Raw genomic sequence first — 19520 nt, forward strand, 5'->3', positions numbered from 1 at the left:
TTCGTCCCCGGCCGGCCTCGCGAACCGTCCGCGCCGCGACCGCTAGTCGGTGAAGGAGGCGAGCGCCTCTTCACAAGTGACGTAGGTATCGAAGACCAGCTTCAGCTGGGTCACGTTCAGGATGTTGTCGATGCGGTCACTCACGCTGCAGATCTTCAACCGGCCGCCGTTCTTCTTCAGCGTGTGGAAACCGGAGACGAGAATGCCCAGGCCCGTGGAATTCACCCAGGTGACCTTGCTCATGTCCAGGAGCACGTCGACGTGGCCGTCGGCGACCAGCGTCTTGATCTCGCCCATGAACCGTTCGTGGTCGGGGCCGCCCATGATCTTGCCGGACAGCGCCAGCACCACGACCTCGCCTTCGGCATTCTGCTTGATGTTCAAGTCATCCTCCTGGGGGATTCCGGTCCATCGACTGCGGTTTCACAGTATGATAAAGTGCCGGCGGGCGCATCTCCAAACCGGAATCGCTCCCAGCCGCAGCCGCGCCCGCCGGAGGCCGCCTTGAATGCCACCCGCCCCGCCACGCTGGCCGGAACCTGGTACCCCGCGGATCTGGGGCAACTGACTCGTATGGTCGACGGCTTCCTGGCCGGCGCCGACGCGTCCCTGCGCCCGGCCGGCCGGCCCCTGATCGGGCTGACCCCCATGCCGGCTACACTTACAGCGGGCCTGTGGCCGGGTGCCTGTTCGGCCTGCTGCAGGATGCGCCCCCGCGCCGCCTGGTGATCCTGGCCCCCAACCATCGTACACGGCTGACGCGGCCCGCCCTCAGCGGCGCGGCGGCGTATGCGACACCGCTCGGTGCGGTCGCTGTCGATACGGCCGCCGTGGCCCGGCTGGCGGCCGGCGGCGCCCTGGTCATCGATGACCGCGCCCACCGCGACGAGCACGCGATCGAGATCCAGCTGCCGCTGGCGCAGCGCTGCTGGCCGGGCGCCTGCCCGGCGATCGTGCCGGTGCTGGTGCCGCAGCTCGACGAGGCGACGCGGGCCGCGGCGGCAACGGCACTCGCCGCCGAACTGGACGCTGGGACGATGCTGCTCGTCTCCACCGACCTGACGCATTACGGCGCAGCCTTCGGCTTCGCGCCGTTCGCCGGCGACATCGCCGCCGAGGTCGAGCGCCTGGATGCGGGCGCACTGCTGCGCGTCCTGGCCGGCGACGGCCCCAGCCTGCTGGATTACGGCCGCCAGACCGGCATCACGATGTGCGGCCTCGAGGCCGCCGCCCTGGCACTGGCCTGCGGGTTGCCGCCGGGATTCGAGAGTGCGCTGCTCGGCTACGCGCGCAGCGGCGACCGCGACGGCGACTATTCGCGGTCGGTGAGCTATGCCGCCGCTCTGATCGCCGACGGCCGCGCGACGGCAGGTGTCGGTGAACCGTGACGGGTGGTGGCGCGATGGGCGGCGAAGGACCAGGCACCGGGCTGACGGCCGGCGAGCGCGAGTTCCTGCGCGAGGTGGCCTGGCTGGCGGTGGGCGCCGCTGCCCGCGGTGAGCGCGCACCGGCCACGGAGGCCCTGGCGGGCGAGCGCGGCCTCGCCGGCAGCCCGCGCCTGAACGAACCGCGCGGCGCCTTCGTCACGCTGCATGCGCTGGGACACCTGCGCGGCTGCATCGGCGTCATCGAGGGCCGGCTGCCGCTGCTGCGCGCGGTCGCCGACAACGCCGCCGCCGCCGCGGTCGGCGATCCGCGGTTCGAGCCGGTCACGCCTGATGAATTATCAAATCTCACGCTTGAGGTTTCGGCGCTGACACCGTTGCGTCCCGTGGACGGCCCGGCGGGGATCATCATCGGGCGGCACGGCATCCTGTTGGGCCGGCAGGGCCGGCAGGCCGTGTTCCTGCCCCAGGTGGCCACCGAGCAGGGCTGGGACCTGCCGACGACGCTCAGCCAACTCTGCCGCAAGGCAGGGCTGCCGCCCGACGCCTGGCGGGAGGGCGCCACGCTGCGCGTCTTCGAGGCGGACGTTTTCTAGTTGTGGGGGGCGGTGCTGACGGCTATTTTCAGCCTCCGCGTGTCGTGATGGCGGGGTAACCCCTTACCTTCGCTCGATTCTGTTTGCCTGAGACGGCGCCAGGGATGGTGCGTCTTGAGGAAGGCGGTTCCGATGGGCCTGCTCGACAAGGTCGGGAAGTTCCAGGTGGCCAGACAGCTGATGGCCGCTGACCTGTACAACTACTTCCGCGTGATCGAGTCCGCCCAGGAGAATACCGTCCGGTACAAGGGCAAAGAGATCATCATGCTCGGCTCCAACAACTACCTGGGGCTGACCAACCATCCACGGGTGAAGGAAGCCGCGCGCGCGGCCATCGCCAAGTACGGCACCGGCTGCGCCGGCTCGCGCTTCCTGAACGGCACCCTGGACATCCACATCGAACTGGAAGAGAAGCTGGCGGCGCTGGTGGGCAAGCCCAAGGCGCTCGTTTTCTCGACCGGCTTCATGGTCAACCAGGGCGTGCTGAGTTCGCTGGTGCAGCGCAACGAGTCGATCATCGTCGACCGTACCGACCACGCCTCCATCATCGACGGGGCGCGCCTGTCGTTCGCCGACGTCCGCAAGTACCGGCACAACGACATGGACAACCTCGAGCTCGTCCTGCAGAACGAGCGCGAGCGCAACAAGCTCATCGTCATCGACGGCGTCTTCTCGATGGAGGGCGACATCGCGCGCCTGCCCGAGATCGTCACGCTGGCCGAGAAGTACGACGCCGTGGTGATGGTGGATGACGCCCACGGCATCGGCGTGCTGGGCGACCACGGCCGCGGCACCTGCAACCACTTCGGCCTGACCGACCGCGCGCACCTGATCATGGGGACGTTCTCGAAGTCGCTGGCCTCGGTGGGCGGCTTCATCGCCGCCGACGAGGAAACGATCCACTTCATCCAGCACCAGGCGCGTTCGCTGATCTTCTCGGCCAGCATGCCGCCCGCGTCGGTGGCCTCGGTTTCGGCCGCGGTCGACGTGATGCTCGAGGAGACCTGGCGCCACGAGGCGCTCTGGCGCAACAACGACATCATGCGCGAACGCCTGCAGGCGGCGGGGTTCAATACCGGCCCCAGCGAGACGCCGATCATCCCGGCCATCGTCGGCGAGGACATGACCGCGTTCGTGCTCTGCCGGCGCCTGATCGACGAAGGTGTGTTCGTCAACCCCGTCGTCTCCCCGGCCGTCGAACAGGGCAACGCCCTCATTCGCCTGAGCCTCATGGCCACGCACACCGAGGACGAGATCAACCTGGCCATGGACAAGATGGAAAAGGTGGCACGCGAACTCGGCATCATCCCCGCCCGCTGACGCCCGGCGCGGCGCGGCCAAGGAGGGCGGCATGGCCGTGAACATCGTCCCGGTCGGCAGCGACCGGAAGCTCCTCGATCGTTTCCTGAAGCTCCCCTACGACGTCTACGGCGACGACCCGCACGTGGTCTTTCCCCTGCTGGGCGAGCAGAAGAAGTTCTTCGACCATTCGGTCAATCCGTTCTTCGAGCACGCCGAGACCGAACTCTGGCTCGCCGTGCGCGACGGCCGCACCGTCGGCCGCATCGCCGCCTGCATCGATGCCACCAGCAACGCCCATCACCAGGAGAAGGTCGGCTTCTTCCGCTTCTACGAGGTCTTCGATGACGCCGAGGCCGCGGGCGCGCTGCTGTCCGTGGCTGCGGAGTGGATCCGGGCCCGCGGCATGGACACGATGCGCGGCCCCGGTTGCTTCACCTCGAACCACGACTGGTACGGCCTGCAGGTGGCCGGTCGCTTCGACCGCCCCATGATCGGCATGCCCTACAACCCCACCTACTACGAGAAGCACTTCACCGACTTCGGGCTGGCCGGGGCGCAGGACCTGTATGCGTGGTGGATGGAGACCGCCGGCGTGCTGCCGGGGAAGATGCAGGAACTGATCGACCGCGTGCTGGCGCGGCCCGGCCTGGTCATCCGGCCTTTCGACATGAAGAACTTCCTGGGCGAGGCGTCGCTCGTGCGTGAGCTGTACAACGCCTGCTGGAGCGCGAACTGGGGCTTCATCCCCCTGAGCGACGCCGAATTCGCGTACATGGCGAAAGACATGAAATCGATGGTCGACGCCGATTTCCTGCTCGTGGCCGAGATGGAAGGCAAGCCGGTGGGGTTCTCGCTGACCATCCCCGACTTCAACCAGGCCACGCAGCCGTTGCGCGGGCACCTGCTGCCTTTCGGCTGGCTGAAGTTCCTGCTCGGCAAGCGGAAGATCGATGCCGCGCGCTGCATCCTGATGGGGGTGCTGCCGGAGTACCGCAAAATGGGCATCGACATGGCCCTGGTCTACAGGACCATGCGGGCTGCTTTCGCCAAGGGCATCACGCGCGGCGAATGCTCGTGGATCCTGGCCGACAACCGGGCCATGAACCGCATCCTCGAAGGCTACGGCGCCGACTGCTACAAGACGTACCGCGTCTACGAGAAGAAGCTGGGATGAGCAGCGGAAGCGGCGCGGGCAAGCTGGCGGTCCTCACGGGCGCCACCGGATTCCTCGGCAGCCACCTGGCCGAGGCGCTGCTCGACGACGGCTGGCTGGTGCGCGCCTCGTTCCGCGCCGGGAGCGACCGCAGCTGGCTGGACGGGCGCCGGGTCGAATGGCGCGAGAGCGACCTCGGCAACGCCGACGATTGCCGCACCCTCCTGCACGGCGCCCACACGGTCATCCACTGCGCGGGCGTGGTCTCGGCCGCCGGCGAGGCGGCCTATCGCCGCGGGAACGTGGAGACCACCGCCGCGCTCCTGAAGGCCGCGGCCTTCACGCTGCCCGGCGACGGCGCCTTCATCCTGGTCTCGAGCCTGGCTGCGCACGGGCCGGCCGGGCTGGACCACCCCGCCGTCGAGAGTGACCCCTGCCGCCCCATCACCGCCTACGGCCGCAGCAAGCTCGCGGCCGAGGAACTGGTCATCGGCCAGGCCTGGCCCTTCCGCACGGCGGCGGTGCGTCCCCCCGCGCTGAGCGGCCCGCGCGACCGCGGCTTCCTGCCGCTGCTGCACTACGCCTACCGCGGCTGGACCGCGCGCCTCGGGCGCAGGCTGGGCGGCATTTCGCTGGTCGACGGGCGCGACGCGGCAGCGGCCGTAGTCGCCGTGGCCCGTACACCGGCAGCGCGCGGCGCCTACTTCGTCGACGATGGCCGCTGCGGCTACGACTGGGTCGCGCTGAACGAGGCGCTGGCCCGTGCCGTCGACCGTCCGGTGCGCACGGTGACCGTGCCGCTGGGTGCGCTGCGCCTGGCCGGCCGCCTGACCGGGGGCTGGAAGCCCGGCCGCCTGTCCGTGCTCGGGCCGGACCGGCTGGCCGACCTGGATACCGATGGCTGGGTCTGCGACGGCAGCCGCCTGGTCGCGGCCACCGGCTTCCGCGCCGTTCGCGATGCGGCGATGAGCTTCAGCGATGCCGTGCTGTTCTACCGCAAGGCCGGTTGGCTGTGACCCTGCGGCGGCACCTGGTCAACCTGTCGCTGCGGCGCATGAACTACGACCGCCTGACCGTGGTCTACCTGCTGCTCAGCGCCTTCTATCCCGCCCTGAAGCCGTCGGTCTTTCCCGCGCCCTGGGCCAACGCGGCGCTGCACGCCGGCCTGGCCCTGTTCGTCTGGTTCGTGCCGCCGCTCATGCGCGCCAGCGGCCGCACCGTCTGGCGCCTGCTGGGCGAGATCTACCTGCCGCTGATCTTCCCGCTGTTCTACGCCGAGATGGAATACCTGGGCGTGATCTACTTCCCGTTCGAGAACAGCCTCGACCCGGCGCTGATCCGGCTGGAGGAATGGATCTTCGGTTGCCAGCCGAGCGTGGCCTGGTCGCAGGCCTGGCCCTGGCCGTGGTTCCACGAGCTGATGGAGTTCGCCTACTTCACCTACTATTTCCTGGCCGTGGCCTACGTCGGGCTCGTCATGCGCGCCCGCAGCGCCGATGCCGACTTCAACGCCGATCCCGAGCGCCGCTGGGATGCGCTGCGCGATTTCGTGCGCGACCTGAGCGTGACCATGCTCATCTGCTACACGTTCTACACGCTGTTCCCCGCTTGGGGACCGAAGTACTTCCGCCTCGGGCTCCTCGAGGTGGGCGGCGGCCCGTTCACGGCGATCATGCGCCACATCCACGAGAACGGGGCCATCCTCGGCGCGGCGTTCCCCTCGAGCCACGTGGCGGCTTCGCTGATCCCGTGGTGGCACACATGGCGTCGCTTCCCGCGCCATCGCTGGTGGATGACGACGCTCTTCGTGCTGCTGTGCATGTCGACGGTGTACAACCGCTACCACTACGTCGTGGACGTGTTCGCGGGCCTGCTGCTCGGCGCGCTGGTGATGTATGCCGGGGCGCGGCTCGGCGATACGGCGCGCGACCGCCTGCGCTGGCGCCCCCGCGGGACCCGGCCTGCCCGCCCGCAATAATGAAAGCCCCCGCCGCAGCGGGGGCTCGGGCGAACTCGCGGATGAATCTCGGACCAGCCTTCTAGCGGAACAATCCCTTCACCTGTCCCCAGCTCGTCTGCTGCGTCGCGGTCAGCGCCGTCACCGAGGCGACCGGCACGGCGGGATCGCCCGACGCGACACCGACCTGCTGCCAGGCGCCGCCCGGCAACTGGACGCAGGGCAGGTTGCCCGGAACGGCCGGCAGCGTGGCCGCGCCGAGGTAGAACTGCGCGTTGCCGAGCGTCGACGACTCCACCGTGAAGACAGCCAGCTTCGTGAGCACCGTCGCGGGCATCGGCTCGGCCAGCGTGGCGGCAAAGTCGACCGGACCGTTCGCGACAGCCGTGGCGCCGACGGGCAGTTCCACCAGGCTGACCTGCGCGCCGCCCGTGATCGTGAACGACGTCTGCCAGCCGGTGATGAAGGCCATCGTCGGGTTCGTCAGGATGAGGTCGACCTCGTAGGAACCCGGCGCGAGCAGCATCAGGTCGATGGAACCCGCTTCGGGGTCGAAATAGAGACCCAGGGCATCGGGGCCCGGCAGCACCGGGTCGGCGGCCGCCAGCGTCGGTACCAGCAGCGCGATCAACAGCAGGAAGCAATGGGTGCGCATGATATCCCCTGGATCAGGTCCTTGACGGGCACGGTACCCCCACCGGCCGTCGGCAGTCCGGTGCGGGCATACCGAGCCGCCCCCGCACCGACATCACCCGACCATCATATAGGATCATAGATCATTTTTCAACCGTAATAATCCAACAAGAGGCCATATGGTTGTTTTTTCGATCAGAATGCCAAATTAGCCCGGCGCACGGCCGGTCCCGGGTTCAGCCTCAGGCAAAGCCACCTGTACCGCAGCCGCCGCCGCGGCAGCCGCCCCCGCCCTCGCCCCCGGAGGTGGCGAACGTGGACAGGTCGCGGGTGACCTCGCGGGCGCCACAGGTCGGGCACTCCAGGTCGCCGGCCTCCAGCTCCGCCAGGCTCAGCAGTTCCTCGAAGACCTTGCCGCACTTCGTGCAGGTGAACTCGTACAAAGGCATGGCAACTCCTCCGGGCACCGGCAACGGCCGGGCCCATGCATCTGCCCGCTGGGGCTAGGGCTTATCCGAGTCGGTGGCAGCCGGCGTCCGCTCGTGCAGCAAGGCCTGGGCCTCAGGTGCGTCTGCGGGCGTCGCCTTGGTCTTCCCGGACCCGGTCTTCTGGTCCCGATCACCGATCGGGCACACGTTGTCGGGAGCTCAGCCGGGGCGAATGCCGAATCGCGGCAGCACGAACTGCGACACGACGAACCAGGCGATCAGGAAGATGATGAGGCCTTCCACGACGCTCCCCTCAACAGTTGCAAACTTTCATAGATGATAATATGAGACCCGTTGATCGTCAAGGCCCCGGCCCGCTAGAAGGTGCCGCGCACCCAGCCGCCATCGCTGACCACGCACTGCCCGGTGATGTACCCGGCCGGCGCCGACATCAGGAAGGCGACCAGCGCGGCCAGTTCGTCGGCCTCGCCCAGGCGACCCAGGGGGATCTCACGCGTCCAGCCCCGGATGACCTCTTCCCGGTCGGCCCCGGTCTGCTCCTGCTTCCGCGTGATCAGGCGCTCGACGGCGCTCGTCAGGTGGAAGCCCGGCGCCACGGCGTTGACGGTGACCCCGGCCGCCGCGGTCTCGAGCGCGAGGGTCCTGGTGAGGGCCTGGACGGCCGGCCGCAGTACGCTCGAGAGCATGAGGTTCTCGACCGGCTGGTACACGCTGACCGACGTGATGCAGACGACGCGCCCCCAGCGACGTTCGACCATGCCCGGCACCACCAGGCGGCACAGGCGCACGGCGCTCTCGACCGTCAGACGGTAGGCGGATTCCCAGGCTGCCAGGTCCAGGTCGCCGAAATTGCCCGCCGGCGGCCCGCCCGCGTTCACCAGCAGCAGATCGGGCGGCCCCAGTTCGGCCTCCACGCGGGCCACCGCCCGGCGCACGGCCTCGTCGTCGGTCACATCGGCGACCAGGGGCAGGACGCGCGCGGCGCCCGCCCCGTGCAGGCGTGCCCCCTCCCTCGCCACGTCCTCGGCGGCCTCCGCCAGGGCATCGGCTCCCCGGGCCAGCAGTGCCACCTGGACACCCTCGGCCGCCAGGCGCAACGCGACCGCCTTGCCGAAACCCCGTGATCCGCCCGTCACCAGGGCCGTACGGCCCGTCAGTCCGAGGTCCATCGCCGTCTCCTTCCGCCGGCCCGGCCGGCGGCGCCATCATAGGGCATCACCTGTCTTCCGCCCACTCCGGCGGGAAGGTCGCGCCCGCATGGGACCGCGCGCACCCTCGCGCGGCACGGCGGTTGCTGGTCGAGTCCGAACACGAGCCCGACGACCGCGAAGCGCCGGCACGCTGCGGCACCACGAGGCACGAACGGAAGCAACCGGCAACGACACGAAGCCCCGGGAACAAGCGGCAGCGTGCGAAGGTGGACATCCCATGCGCAGGAATTCGCAATCCGCACTGGCGCGCTACATGGCGCGGCGCGGCGCAGCGCCGGTCGTCGCCGCCAGACCCCGATTCGCGCACTGGCGCTGGGTCCGGCTGTCGGTGCTGGCCCTGGCCACCGCCGCCACCTGGGCGCTGGTCGGCCGCCCGCGTGAAGAGGTGCCCGTCAACCTGACCTACGAACTGGACCTGGCAGGGGCCGCCGACGGCCGCCTCGTCATCACCATGATCTGCGACGGCGACCTGCCCCGTCAGCTGGACCTGGTACTGCCTCCGGGCATCTTCGGCGACCCGAACGGCGGTGTGCATGCGCGCGACCCGCAGGCGCACGAACTCGGTCCGGATGGCCGCCAGTTGCGCCCCCTGCGCGTGGCGACGACGCCCGACGGCTGGCGCCTGGACACGGCCGGCAGCCGGCGCACCGGCTTCATCTACAGCCTGGACCTGAGCGCGACACCCGGCAGCGAGCAGGACATCCGTCGCCACATCTCCACGCCCGTTTCCGGCGGCGTGAGGGCGGCGGGCTTCGAGATCTTCCTGGAACCGCTCGGTGTGCCCGTCGGCGACCTGACCGTGCTGGTGCACAACCCGGAGAACCTGCCCCTGCTGGTGCCCTGGCCGGCGCTCGTGCGGGGCCGCGGGAACCTGCAGCCGGGTGCCGTGGGCGATGCCAGCCTCGGCTACGGTCAGGGCTACAACCCGGCCGAGGATGTCCGGACGCCGTCACCGCGCGAGGTGCCGGAAAGCGCGGCCCCGGTGCCGGCAAACCTGATGTTCCACCCGCGCGACCTGGCCGACCTGAACAACGCGCTGCTGGTCTGCGGCGACATCCGCACGCTGACGGCGCAGGCCGGTGACTGCGTGATCCAGCTGGCCACCGACCGCGAATGGCTGTTTGCCGACGAAGCGGCGATGGACCTCGTGCGGCGCATCGCGCGCACCGAGATGGGCTTCTTCGGCTCGGCGCCCTCCGACCAGATCACGGTGCTGCTGTCGGCGAACGGCATCACCGGCGACGAGCGCTTCGACGTCTACGGCGTGCACACCGGCAGTTCGGTGCTGGTGATGCTCGATCACGACACCACGTGGGGCATGCTCGAGGAGCAGGCTGCCAGCGTGATCGCCCACGAGATGTTCCACGGCTGGCTCGGCGAGGCCGTGCGCCAGACGGATCCCACGATGTTGTGGTTCACCGAGGGTGCCACGACCTGGTACGCGGCCCGCATGCTGACCGCAGCGGGCATCTGGCCCACCGACCACGCGCGCGGCGTGCTCGGCGCCAGGCTGGATCGCGACTACGCCAACAACGGGCTGCTGGGCCGCATGTCGGTGTCGGAGGCCGCCGCGGAAGTGATGGCCTCCGGCGAGCAGGTGCGCTACGGGTACGCAGGCGGCGTCTCGGCCTGCATGGCCCTGGACGAGATGCTGGCGCAGGCCAGCGGCCGCACCCGGCCCCTGGACGAGGTCGTGCGCCGCCTCTACAAGGACCGGCGCGGGCAGCCGTTGACCCGCCTGGGACTCGAGGAGACGATCGCCGCGGTGACCGGCGTGCGCTGCGGCCCCTGGCTGGACACCTACGTATACGGCAAAACCACCTTGCCGCCGGTCAAGAGCATGCTATAGATTCCGGGAGGACGGCGACGCGACAGGATGCCCCAGTCGGCGTCCTGTCGCGTCTTTTTTCGCGCATGGCGCCCCGGCCGCGACCGGGGGCCACCGGTGAACCAGCCAGCGGGAGAATCCAGTGCAGACGCCCAGCGGCAAGACGTTCGAGCGGACCATCGTCACCAGCGCGCTCCCCTACGCGAACGGCGACATCCACCTGGGCCACCTGGCGGGCGCCTACCTGCCCGCCGACATCTTCGTGCGCTACCTGCGCCTGCGCGGCGAGCCGGTGCTCTACATCTGCGGAACCGACGAGTACGGCGTGCCCATCACGCTGGCGGCAGAGAAGCTGGGCATCTCGCCCAAGGAACTGGTCGACCGCAACTACAAGTCGATCAGCGGGAGCTTCGCCGAGTTCGGCATCTCGTTCGACAACTTCAGCCAGACCAGCCGCGCGGTGCACACGCAGACGAGCCAGGAATTCTTCCTCGACCTGCATGCGCAGGGACTGCTGGTGCAGAAGTCGACGAAGCAGTTCTACAGCCCGACCCAGCAGCGTTTCCTGGCCGACCGCTACATCGAGGGCACGTGCCCCAAGTGCAAGTCGGCCGGCGCGCGCGGCGACCAGTGCGAAGCCTGCGGAACGAGCCTCGATCCCACCGAGCTCATCGAGCCGCGCAACGTGCTCGACAACTCGCCGCTGGAGCTGCGCGACACCACGCACTGGTTCCTGCCGCTGGGCCGCTGGCAGTCGAAGCTGGAAACCTGGCTGGAGAGCCATCCCGAGTGGAAGGACAACGTGCGGCTCTACTGCCGCGGCTGGTTCCAGGACAAGCTCGACGACCGCGCCGTCACGCGCGACCTGAACTGGGGCGTGCCGGTGCCGCTGCCCGACCACGACGGCAAGGTGTTCTATGTCTGGTTCGAGGCGCCGATCGGCTACATCTCGGCCACGCGCGAGTGGGCGGCGGCTAGCGGCGATCCCGAGGCATGGCGCACGTGGTGGCAGGACCCCTCGTCGCGGCTGGTGCACTTCATCGGCAAGGACAACATCTTCTTCCATGCGCTGATGTTCCCGGCCATGCTGATGGTCCACAGCGCCGACTGGGTGCTGCCCGACAACGTGCCGGCCAACGAGTTCCTCAACCTCGAGGGCCGCAAGCTGTCGACCAGCCGCGGCTTCGCCGTGTGGCTGCCCGAGTACCTGGCCGCGTTCAAGACCGACCCGCTGCGCTACACGCTGGCGCGCAACCTGCCCGAGACGCGCGACATGAACTTCACCTGGGAGGGCTTCCAGGCGCGCAACAACAACGAACTGGGCAACAATTTCGGCAACCTGATCAACCGCGTGCTCACCTTCATCCACAAGTACTTCGAGGGCCGCGTGCCGCAATGGTCGGAAGCGGCGATGACCGACCTCGACCGCCAGGCGCTGGCCGAGGTTGAAGCCGACCTGGCGAACTGGGCTGCCGCGCTCGAGAAGTTCGAGATCAAGAACGCGATGGAGGCGGCCTTCCACGCCGGCCAGGTAGGCAACCGGTACTTCGACGAGTCGGCCCCGTTCCGCTCGCGCAAGGACGACCTCGTCCGCTGCGAGCAGAGCCTGGGAGTGGCGATCCAGATCCTGCGCCTGCTGGCCGTGATGCTGGCGCCGGTGGTGCCGTTCGCCATGGAGAAGGTCTGGGCCTGGCTGGGCCTCGAGACCCCGCTCTGGCAGGGCGGCTGGGCCGAGACGACCCGCCCCATCCCCGCGGGCCGGCAACTGGGCACGCCGGAGATCCTGTTCCCGCGCGTCGAGGACGACGTGATCGCGCGCGAAGTCGAACGCCTGAAGAAGCTGACCGGGGAGTAGCCGCCGACACGGCCGCTTCCGAACCCTGCCCCCGACCGCCAAGGAGTGCCATCCATGGTCCGCCACCTCGTGCCCGGCCTGCTGGGCCTGGCCTTCTGCTGCGCCTTCGCCGACACCGGCGCCGGCGCCACCGCCCCGAATCCCCTGCTCGAGCCCAGCGGCCTGCCGTTGGGGGCGCCGGCTTTCGACCGCATCGCCGACGGGGACTTCGCGCCCGCCTTTGCCGCGGCCATGCAGGCCCATCGCGACGAACTGGCCGCCATCGCCAACGATCCGGCGGCGCCCGACTTCGAGAACACCCTGGTCGCACTGGAGAAGGCCGGCTGGCAGCTGCGCCACGTGAACCTCGTGTTCAACGCGCTGACGTCGGCCAACACGAACCCCGTCCTGCAGGCGGTGCAGCAGGACATCGCCGCGAAACTGGCGGCCCATCGCGACGCCCTGTTCCTCGACGGGAAGCTGTTCGCGCGCGTCGAGGCCGTCCACGCGCGCCGGGACGCGCTCGGGCTCGACCCCGAGTCGGCGCACCTGCTGGAGTACTACCATCGCGCGTTCGTCCACGCCGGCGCGCGCCTGGGCGAGGCCGACAAGGCAGCCCTCAAGGCCCTGAACGAGCAGGAAGCCGCCCTCAGCACGCAGTTTGCGATCCGCCTGCTGGAGGCCACGAAGCAGTCGGCACTGGTGGTCGACGGCGCGGAGGCCCTGGCCGGCCTGCCCGCCGCGGAGATCACGGCCGCGGCGGTCGACGCCGAGGCGCGCGGCCTGGCGGGCAAGTGGCTGGTGCCGCTCCGCAACACGACGCAACAGCCGCTGCTGTCGGTGCTGACCGACCGCGGCACGCGCGAGAAGCTGTTTGCAGCCTCGTGGAACCGGGCCTGCCGCGGCGACAGCACCGACACCCGCCCGCTGGTGGCCGAAATCGCCGCCCTGCGCGCGCGCAAGGCGGGCCTGCTCGGCTTTCCCAGCTACGCGGCCTGGGTGCTCGAGGACCAGATGGCGGGCAAGCCGGAGGCCGTCAGCGCATTCCTGAAGCGCCTGGCCCCGCCGGCCACCGCGAACGCGAAGCGCGAGGCGGCCGTCATCCAGCAGCTGGTTGACGGGCAGGGCGGCGGCTTCACGGTGGCGCCGTGGGACTGGGATTTCCATGCCGAGCAGGTGCGCAAGGCGAAGTACGACCTCGATGCGGCCGCGCTGGAGCCGTACTTCGAGCTGGGACGCGTGCTGCAGGACGGCGTCTTCTTCGCCGCGACGCAGCTGTACGGCCTGACGTTCCGCGAACGCCACGACCTGCCCGTGTACCACCCGGACGTGCGCGCCTTCGACGTGATCGACCGCGACGGCTCGCAGCTGGCGCTGTTCTACGGCGACTTCTTCGCGCGCGACAACAAGAACGGCGGCGCCTGGATGGACAACCTCGTCCTGCAGGCCGGCCTGTTCGGGACGAAGCCCGTCATCTACAACGTCTGCAACTTCCGCAAGCCGGCAGCCGGCCAGCCGGCCCTCGTCAGCCTGGACGACGTGATGACGATGTTCCACGAATTCGGGCACGCCCTGCACGGGATGTTCGCCAGCCAGCAGTATCCCAGCCTGTCGGGGACCTACGTGGCGCGCGATTTCGTCGAACTGCCGTCGCAGATCAACGAGCACTGGGCGCTGGAACCCGAGGTGTTCTCGCGCTACGCCGTGCACTACAGGACGGGCGCGCCGATGCCTGCCGAGCTGGCGGAGCGCATCCGCACCTCGACCACCTTCAACCAGGGCTATGCGCTGACGGAACTGCTGGCTGCCGCACAACTGGACATGAGTTGGCACTCGCTGCCGGCCGGTGCAACCGGCCCCGATGTCGATGCCTTCGAGACGGCGGCGCTCGCACAGGCCGGCGTGGACCTGCCGCAGGTGCCGACGCGCTACCGGTCGAGCTACTTCCGCCACATCTTCGGCGGCGAGTACGCGGCCGGCTACTACGCCTACCTCTGGGCCGAGATGCTCGACAACGACGCCTTCGCCTGGTTCAAGGAGAACGGCGGCCTGACGCGCGCGAACGGCGACCGTTTCCGTGCGCTGATCCTCGCCCGCGGCAACACGGAGGACTATGCGACGATGTTCCGCGAGTTCCGCGGCCGCGACCCGGAGATCGGGCCGATGCTGGCGCACCGGGGCATCGCGACGCCGTAGTCATGGTTCGAAGGCGGCGCTGACGTCGGCGTCTGTGCGAAAGCGATGAAGAGGGCCCGGGACTCCCCGGGCCCTCATGCGTGAAATCGGACTCAGTCAGGCGAAAGGCGGAACAGCAAGCGCGCTCAGCGCGGCGCGAACATCGCACCCGCCGCCGACCGGGCCATCCACTGCTCATCGCTGTCGGTGAGCCCGAGTTCGCGACGCGCCGCCGCGTACTCGCCCCGCAGGTCCAGCCCGAACAGCGTGCGGTCGTCGGTGTTCAGGCAGCACGGCACGCCCGCGTCGAGGAACGCGCGCAACGGGTGTGCGGCCAGCGAGGGCAGCGCCCCGGTGGCCACGTTGCTGCGGGGACAGAGTTCGACGAACACGCCGCTGGCCGCCAGATCGCGCAGCAGCGCCGGGTCGTCGGCGGCGGCCAGGCCGTGTCCGATCCGCATGGCGCCGCAGTCGTCGACAGCCTGGCGGATCGAGTCGCGCGCGGCCTCGCCCATCGACGTCACCTCGCCTGCATGGATGCTCACGCCGAGTCCCTCGGCCCGCACGGCGGCGAACAGCGGCGCGAACGCGGCCGCCGGACCGTTCACCTCGTCGCCGCCCAGCCCGAAGCCGACAACGCCCTGGGCGCGACCGGCCCTGGCTGCGGCCTCCCAGGCGCGCCAGGCGGCATCCGTGCCGAACTGGCGCACCGCGTCGGGCAGCCAGCGCAGCGTGACTCCATGCGCCTCCTGCGCGGACTGCGAGGCTTCCCAGAGGGCCGCCTGCACCGGGCCGGGATCGATGCCGCGCACCAGCAGCACGCCGTAGGCGACCGACACCTCGGCGTAGGCCACGCCGTCGTCGCGCAACTGGATTGCCAGGTCCTCGGCCAGTTCGTGGAAGTCGCGTGGCGTGCGCATGACGCTCGTCACGCGCTTGTAGAGGTCGAGGAAGCCGTGGAAGCCGTCGAAGATGACCGCCTGCCCGGACGGGTCCAGGCAGGCGTCGGCGAGGTCGGGCCGGGCGTGGCGTTCGGCCAGGGTCCGCAGGCGCGCGGGCGTGACCGAACCCTCGAGGTGCGTGTGCAGCTCGATACGACCGGAAACCGGGGCACGGCCGCCCTTCAGGGGTTCGCGGGCGGCCGTCCCGTCGTTCATCGCACCAGCGTCAGGCGTCGGCTGCGCGTGCCTTCGGGCGAATGCGCCGTCAGGAAGTACACACCCTCGGCCACGTTCCGGCCCGATTCATCGCGGCCGTCCCAGCCCGCCTCCATCCAGGCGCCGGTGCCGCTGCCGGCGTACAGGTGCCGCACCAGGCGGCCGCGCAGGTCGAAGACGTTGACCTGGAGGTCGTCGCCGGCCAGCGCGCGGAAGCGCAGCGCCACTTGGGCGCTGCTGCTGGGGTTCGGGTAGGCGCCCACGGCCAGGCCGAAGACCGGCGCGGCGCCTGCGGGTCCAGCCAGGTCCGCCAGCACCAGCGTGCGGCCGTCGAGCGTGACCGCCTCGACGGCATAGGAGAGGCCGCCGCCCGGCGGCGGTGTCGCCGGGCCGGGATCGGTGAAAGCGTAGCTGCGGCCGTCGCAGGTCAGCCGGCCGGGCTGCGCTCCACCGGCCACCGCGGCGCCGGACCAGAGGGTGGCCGTCGCCACCTGGCGCCCGTGCCCGTCAAGCGTGCGCCGGGTCAGGTCCAGGCCGGCGATGTTGCCGGCGGGCTCGGCCAGCGCGAAGGCCAGGTCCACCTGGCCGCCGCTGCCGTCGGGGGCCCAGACGGCGCGCCAGGACTGCATCTCGGCGGCCACGGGCCCGATGCTGCTGTGCCGCAGGTGCACGAAGCCTGCCGTCGCGTTGGTCGGGTGGCTGTTGCCCCCCGGTGCGGCCACGGCGATGTCCCACAGGCTGTCGCCGTCGAAATCGCCCAGGGAAGACACGGCTTCGCCGTAGCGGTCGTCGGCGGCGGTGCCGGCCATCAGGGGCAGGTTCGGCAGGTCATCGAGGCCGGCTGCCGTCGCCTGGCTGGCCTGTCCGCCGCGGTACACGTAGGCGCGGCCGGCGTCCGTGGCGCCCTGGTTGGAACCGGGCGCGCCGATCAGCAGGTCATCGGCGCTGGTGCCGTCATAGTCGCGTGCGCGCGCCAGCGACCAGCCGAGGAAGTCGCCCGCCGCTTCCCCGCCCACCGAACGGTCTCCGGTGGTGGACGGAATGGCAGCGCCGAAGATGATCTCGACGCGGCCGGCCTCGGCAGCGCCCTGGTTGCAATAGGGCGCCCCGATGGCGAGGTCGTCGAAGCTGTCGGCATTCCAGCGACCGGCGTTGCGCACGGCGTAGCCGTACTGGGCGTCGGCCTTCGAAGCCGAGCCGATGCCCGCCGCGAAGTCGGCGACGGTGTTCGGCGTGGCGCCGCCCAGCGCGCCTTCGAACACGTAGACGGCGCCGGCTCGCGACCCGCCGTGCGTGTTGTTGAGCGGAGCGCCGACGGCCACGCAGTCCTCGTTGCCGGCCAGGAAGTTGCCTGCGTCGCTGACCGCCCAGCCGAAGTTATCGTTCGCGATCTCGCCGAGCAGGCGCGTGGCGTTGGCCAGGTTGGTGCTCGGGCCGCCGGTGGCGCCGTAGATGACGTAGGCCGCGCCGGCGTTCTGGGCGGCGCTGTCGTGGAGCGGTGCGCCGACGATGAAGTCGTCGCGGCCGTCACCGTCGAAATCGCCGGCCGCAGAGACCGACCAGCCGAAGCGGTCGCCGCCCACCTGCCCGTTGATGATCACGTCGGCCTGGGCGACGGCGGTGCCGGACGCGAGGCTCTCGCCGTAGAACACGTAGACCCGGCCGGCGTCGGCGCCGCTGTTGTCGGCCAGGGGCGCCCCGACCGCGAAATCGGCCTTGCCGCCGTTGTTGACATCGCCGATCCGGGCCACCGACCAGCCGAAATTCTCGTTCGACGCGCCGGTCCAGGCCAGGTCCGGGGCCACCGGCAGGCCGGTGCCGCCGTGCCAGAAAAACACCTCGCCGTCGGCTGTCACGGCGCTGGGAATACCGACCAGGAACTCCCAGCGGCCATCGGCGTTGATATCCTCAAGTTCGCTCATCGCAGAGCCGAACTGGTCACCAGCAGATCCCGACGCATCGCTCAGATAGCCGTCCGCCCGCGCGGAGGCTGCGGCCAGGACGCAGGCGAGGAAAAATCCCCGACTTCCGGGCCCGGCACGGCGATTGCCTGTCAACGGTCGAAACAAGACCGAACCTCCTGATTTCGCGGCAAATTGCCCGGCGCGACAGCCCAACCGACGGTACGGCTGGCGTTTTGACGGCCACAGGCGCGAGTCGGGCACTATGATAACACGGGTGCGGGGTGGGGTGACAGGCTCATGAGTGGGGAAAAACCGGTCCCTGAGGGGAGAAACCCCTTGCCCGGCCCCCCGGTGGGCATGCAGATTTCAACCTTGGACACGGTCACGCCCGACCGGCAGCGCGGAGGATGGAACCTGAAAGTACGTATTCAAATACCACGGCTCCCCGGGGCCCCGAGGCGGCGGCTGAAACCCCTCCTGGCTTCCTCGGTGCTCGGTGGCGCGGCGGCAGCCGTCTGGGCCCTCAGCGGGCAGGCGCCGCACCAGGATGTGGTCACGGCCGGCTATGATATCTCGCGGGCCGTCGAATCCACGCTCGACATCCCCCCCCTCCTGCCGGAACTCAACCTGAAGCTCAGCCACCCGGAAGCGGCCGACCTGGCCGGCTCCTATGTGCGCCACGCGTCGTACGAAACCAAGGCAGGCGCTACGGAGCCCGCACCGGCTGACGCCGGTGGCGGCGAGGGCGAATTGCGCATTGCGCGTGGCCAGAGCTTCTACGATGCCCTGGCGGCGCACGGCGCCGACCACGACGACATCCTCGAACTGGTCCGCGTCTGCAAGCCGTTCCGCAACCTGCGCGCCGTGAGCGCCGGCGAGCTGTTCCGCGTGCAGATCGGCGCCGGCGGCCGGTTGCAGTCGCTCGGCTTCGACCTCGACGAGGAGAGCTTCGTCACGTTCGTCCGCGAAGGCGAATCGTACGTGCGCGAGGACGGCACCTACCCCGTGCAGCGTCGTTACCGCGGGCTCAACGGCTCCATCAAGGGTTCGCTGATCGCGAGCCTCGATCGGCTCGATGCACCGGCGGCGCTGGCGCCCAAGCTGGCGGACATCCTCGGCTGGGACATCGATTTCCGCCGTGACCTGCGCGAAGGCGACACGTTCCGCATCCTCTACGAAGAGGTCTGGCGCGACGACCGGCTGGTGCGCTCCGGCGCGATACAGGCCGTGGAGTTCACCAGTCGCGGCAAGACGCGGCACGCGTTCCTGTTCGATGACGGCACCGGTGACCCGGGCTATTTCGACCTGACCGGCGGCAGCATGCAGAAGTCGCTGATGCGGGCGCCGCTGCAGTACTCGCGCATCAGCAGCGACTTCTCGTACCGCCGCTTCCACCCGGTGCTGGGCAAGATGATGCCCCATCTGGGCATCGACTACGCGGCGCCGCTGGGCACGCCGGTCAAGGCGGCCGGTGACGGCGTGGTGCTGGCCGCGGCATCGAAGGGCGGCAACGGGCGTTACGTCCACATTCGCCACGCGAACAAGAATCTCGAGACGTACTACCTGCACCTGTCGAAGTTCGGCAAGGGCATCAAGTCGGGCGCGCGCGTGCAGCAGGGCCAGGTCATCGGCTATGTGGGCGCCACGGGCTACGCGACAGGCCCGCACCTGGACTACCGCATCAAGATGAACGGCAAGTTCGTCAACCCGCGCACGATCAAGGCGCCGGCTGCCGAGCCGCTGAGCGGTGTGCGGCAGGCCCGCTACCGCGACCACGCCGAGCAGCTGGCAGCGACGATCGCCGCCCTGCCGCCCCAGGAGTCAACGCTCGTGCCGACGCTGTATGCGGGTACGCCGCCGGGATGGCTGGGCGCTACCTATGCTGCGGCTGACCTGCCGACGGTAGTACGTGCGGTGAACTGAAGTCCGTCCGAAG

General features: G+C 69.8%; 16 protein-coding genes. 10 read left to right on the top strand and 6 right to left on the bottom strand.

All coding sequences use genetic code 11. From position 1 onward, the window contains the following. Window positions 1-42 precede the first annotated feature (42 nt). Entirely contained in the window at window positions 43-384 is a 342-nt protein-coding gene (locus tag IPG61_13590) for an STAS domain-containing protein (protein ID MBK6735089.1), read from the bottom strand. A gap of 290 nt (window positions 385-674) precedes the next feature. Between IPG61_13590 and amrB the strand changes: the two genes are divergently transcribed. The 6 genes from amrB (at window position 675) to IPG61_13620 (ending at window position 6414) form a co-directional block, all read left to right on the top strand. Next, complete coding sequence (amrB, locus tag IPG61_13595) at window positions 675-1388, top strand: AmmeMemoRadiSam system protein B (protein MBK6735090.1); 714 nt, start codon at window positions 675-677, stop codon at window positions 1386-1388. Beyond that, a complete protein-coding gene (amrA, locus tag IPG61_13600) occupies window positions 1385-1981 on the top strand; it encodes an AmmeMemoRadiSam system protein A (GenBank protein ID MBK6735091.1) in 597 nt (198 codons plus the stop codon). The genes amrB and amrA overlap by 4 nt, the downstream gene beginning before the upstream one ends. Window positions 1982-2113: 132 nt before the next feature. Further along, entirely contained in the window at window positions 2114-3301 is a 1188-nt protein-coding gene (locus tag IPG61_13605; GenBank protein ID MBK6735092.1) for an aminotransferase class I/II-fold pyridoxal phosphate-dependent enzyme, read from the top strand. Window positions 3302-3332: 31 nt separating this feature from the next. Next, window positions 3333-4457, top strand: coding sequence for a GNAT family N-acetyltransferase (locus tag IPG61_13610; GenBank protein ID MBK6735093.1), 1125 nt, complete (start codon window positions 3333-3335; stop codon window positions 4455-4457). Continuing rightward, window positions 4454-5452, top strand: a complete 999-nt coding sequence (locus tag IPG61_13615; protein ID MBK6735094.1) for an NAD-dependent epimerase/dehydratase family protein — start codon at window positions 4454-4456, stop codon at window positions 5450-5452. Before IPG61_13610 ends, IPG61_13615 begins: the two co-directional genes overlap by 4 nt. Next, window positions 5443-6414, top strand: coding sequence for a phosphatase PAP2 family protein (locus tag IPG61_13620; GenBank protein MBK6735095.1), 972 nt, complete (start codon window positions 5443-5445; stop codon window positions 6412-6414). The genes IPG61_13615 and IPG61_13620 overlap by 10 nt, the downstream gene beginning before the upstream one ends. A 61-nt stretch (window positions 6415-6475) precedes the next feature. On the opposite strand, the gene IPG61_13625 is transcribed toward IPG61_13620, so the two are convergent. From IPG61_13625 to IPG61_13635, 3 genes are all read right to left on the bottom strand, one after another. After that, window positions 6476-7048: a hypothetical protein gene (locus tag IPG61_13625; protein ID MBK6735096.1), complete on the bottom strand. Its 573-nt coding sequence runs from the start codon at window positions 7046-7048 to the stop codon at window positions 6476-6478. A 220-nt stretch (window positions 7049-7268) separates the two neighbouring features. Further along, window positions 7269-7475 (bottom strand): zinc ribbon domain-containing protein, encoded by a 207-nt coding sequence (locus tag IPG61_13630; protein MBK6735097.1) that lies wholly within the window; start codon window positions 7473-7475, stop codon window positions 7269-7271. Between the two features lie 356 nt (window positions 7476-7831). Next, window positions 7832-8644: an SDR family oxidoreductase gene (locus IPG61_13635; GenBank protein ID MBK6735098.1), complete on the bottom strand. Its 813-nt coding sequence runs from the start codon at window positions 8642-8644 to the stop codon at window positions 7832-7834. A 259-nt stretch (window positions 8645-8903) separates the two neighbouring features. On the opposite strand from IPG61_13635, the gene IPG61_13640 reads away from it, so the two are divergent. From IPG61_13640 to dcp, 3 genes are all read left to right on the top strand, one after another. Further along, the gene (locus IPG61_13640) at window positions 8904-10535 is read left to right on the top strand and encodes a hypothetical protein (GenBank protein ID MBK6735099.1); all 1632 of its coding nucleotides are present in this window, start codon (window positions 8904-8906) and stop codon (window positions 10533-10535) included. 121 nt (window positions 10536-10656) lie between these two features. After that, on the top strand, window positions 10657-12369 hold the full coding sequence (gene metG / locus IPG61_13645) for a methionine--tRNA ligase (protein MBK6735100.1): 1713 nt from the start codon (window positions 10657-10659) through the stop codon (window positions 12367-12369). Window positions 12370-12423: 54 nt separating this feature from the next. After that, window positions 12424-14544 (top strand): peptidyl-dipeptidase Dcp, encoded by a 2121-nt coding sequence (gene dcp / locus IPG61_13650; protein MBK6735101.1) that lies wholly within the window; start codon window positions 12424-12426, stop codon window positions 14542-14544. A 125-nt stretch (window positions 14545-14669) separates the two neighbouring features. On the opposite strand, the gene add is transcribed toward dcp, so the two are convergent. Both add and IPG61_13660 read right to left on the bottom strand, forming a co-directional pair. Continuing rightward, window positions 14670-15680: an adenosine deaminase gene (gene add, locus IPG61_13655; protein ID MBK6735102.1), complete on the bottom strand. Its 1011-nt coding sequence runs from the start codon at window positions 15678-15680 to the stop codon at window positions 14670-14672. Further along, window positions 15677-17602: an FG-GAP repeat protein gene (locus IPG61_13660; protein ID MBK6735103.1), complete on the bottom strand. Its 1926-nt coding sequence runs from the start codon at window positions 17600-17602 to the stop codon at window positions 15677-15679. Before IPG61_13660 ends, add begins: the two co-directional genes overlap by 4 nt. Before the next feature lie 471 nt (window positions 17603-18073). Between IPG61_13660 and IPG61_13665 the strand changes: the two genes are divergently transcribed. Next, window positions 18074-19507, top strand: coding sequence for a peptidoglycan DD-metalloendopeptidase family protein (locus IPG61_13665; protein ID MBK6735104.1), 1434 nt, complete (start codon window positions 18074-18076; stop codon window positions 19505-19507). Window positions 19508-19520: the final 13 nt, after the last annotated feature.

It is taken from the genome of bacterium, assembly GCA_016703265.1.
In the GTDB taxonomy this organism is placed as follows: domain Bacteria; phylum Krumholzibacteriota; class Krumholzibacteriia; order LZORAL124-64-63; family LZORAL124-64-63; genus CAINDZ01.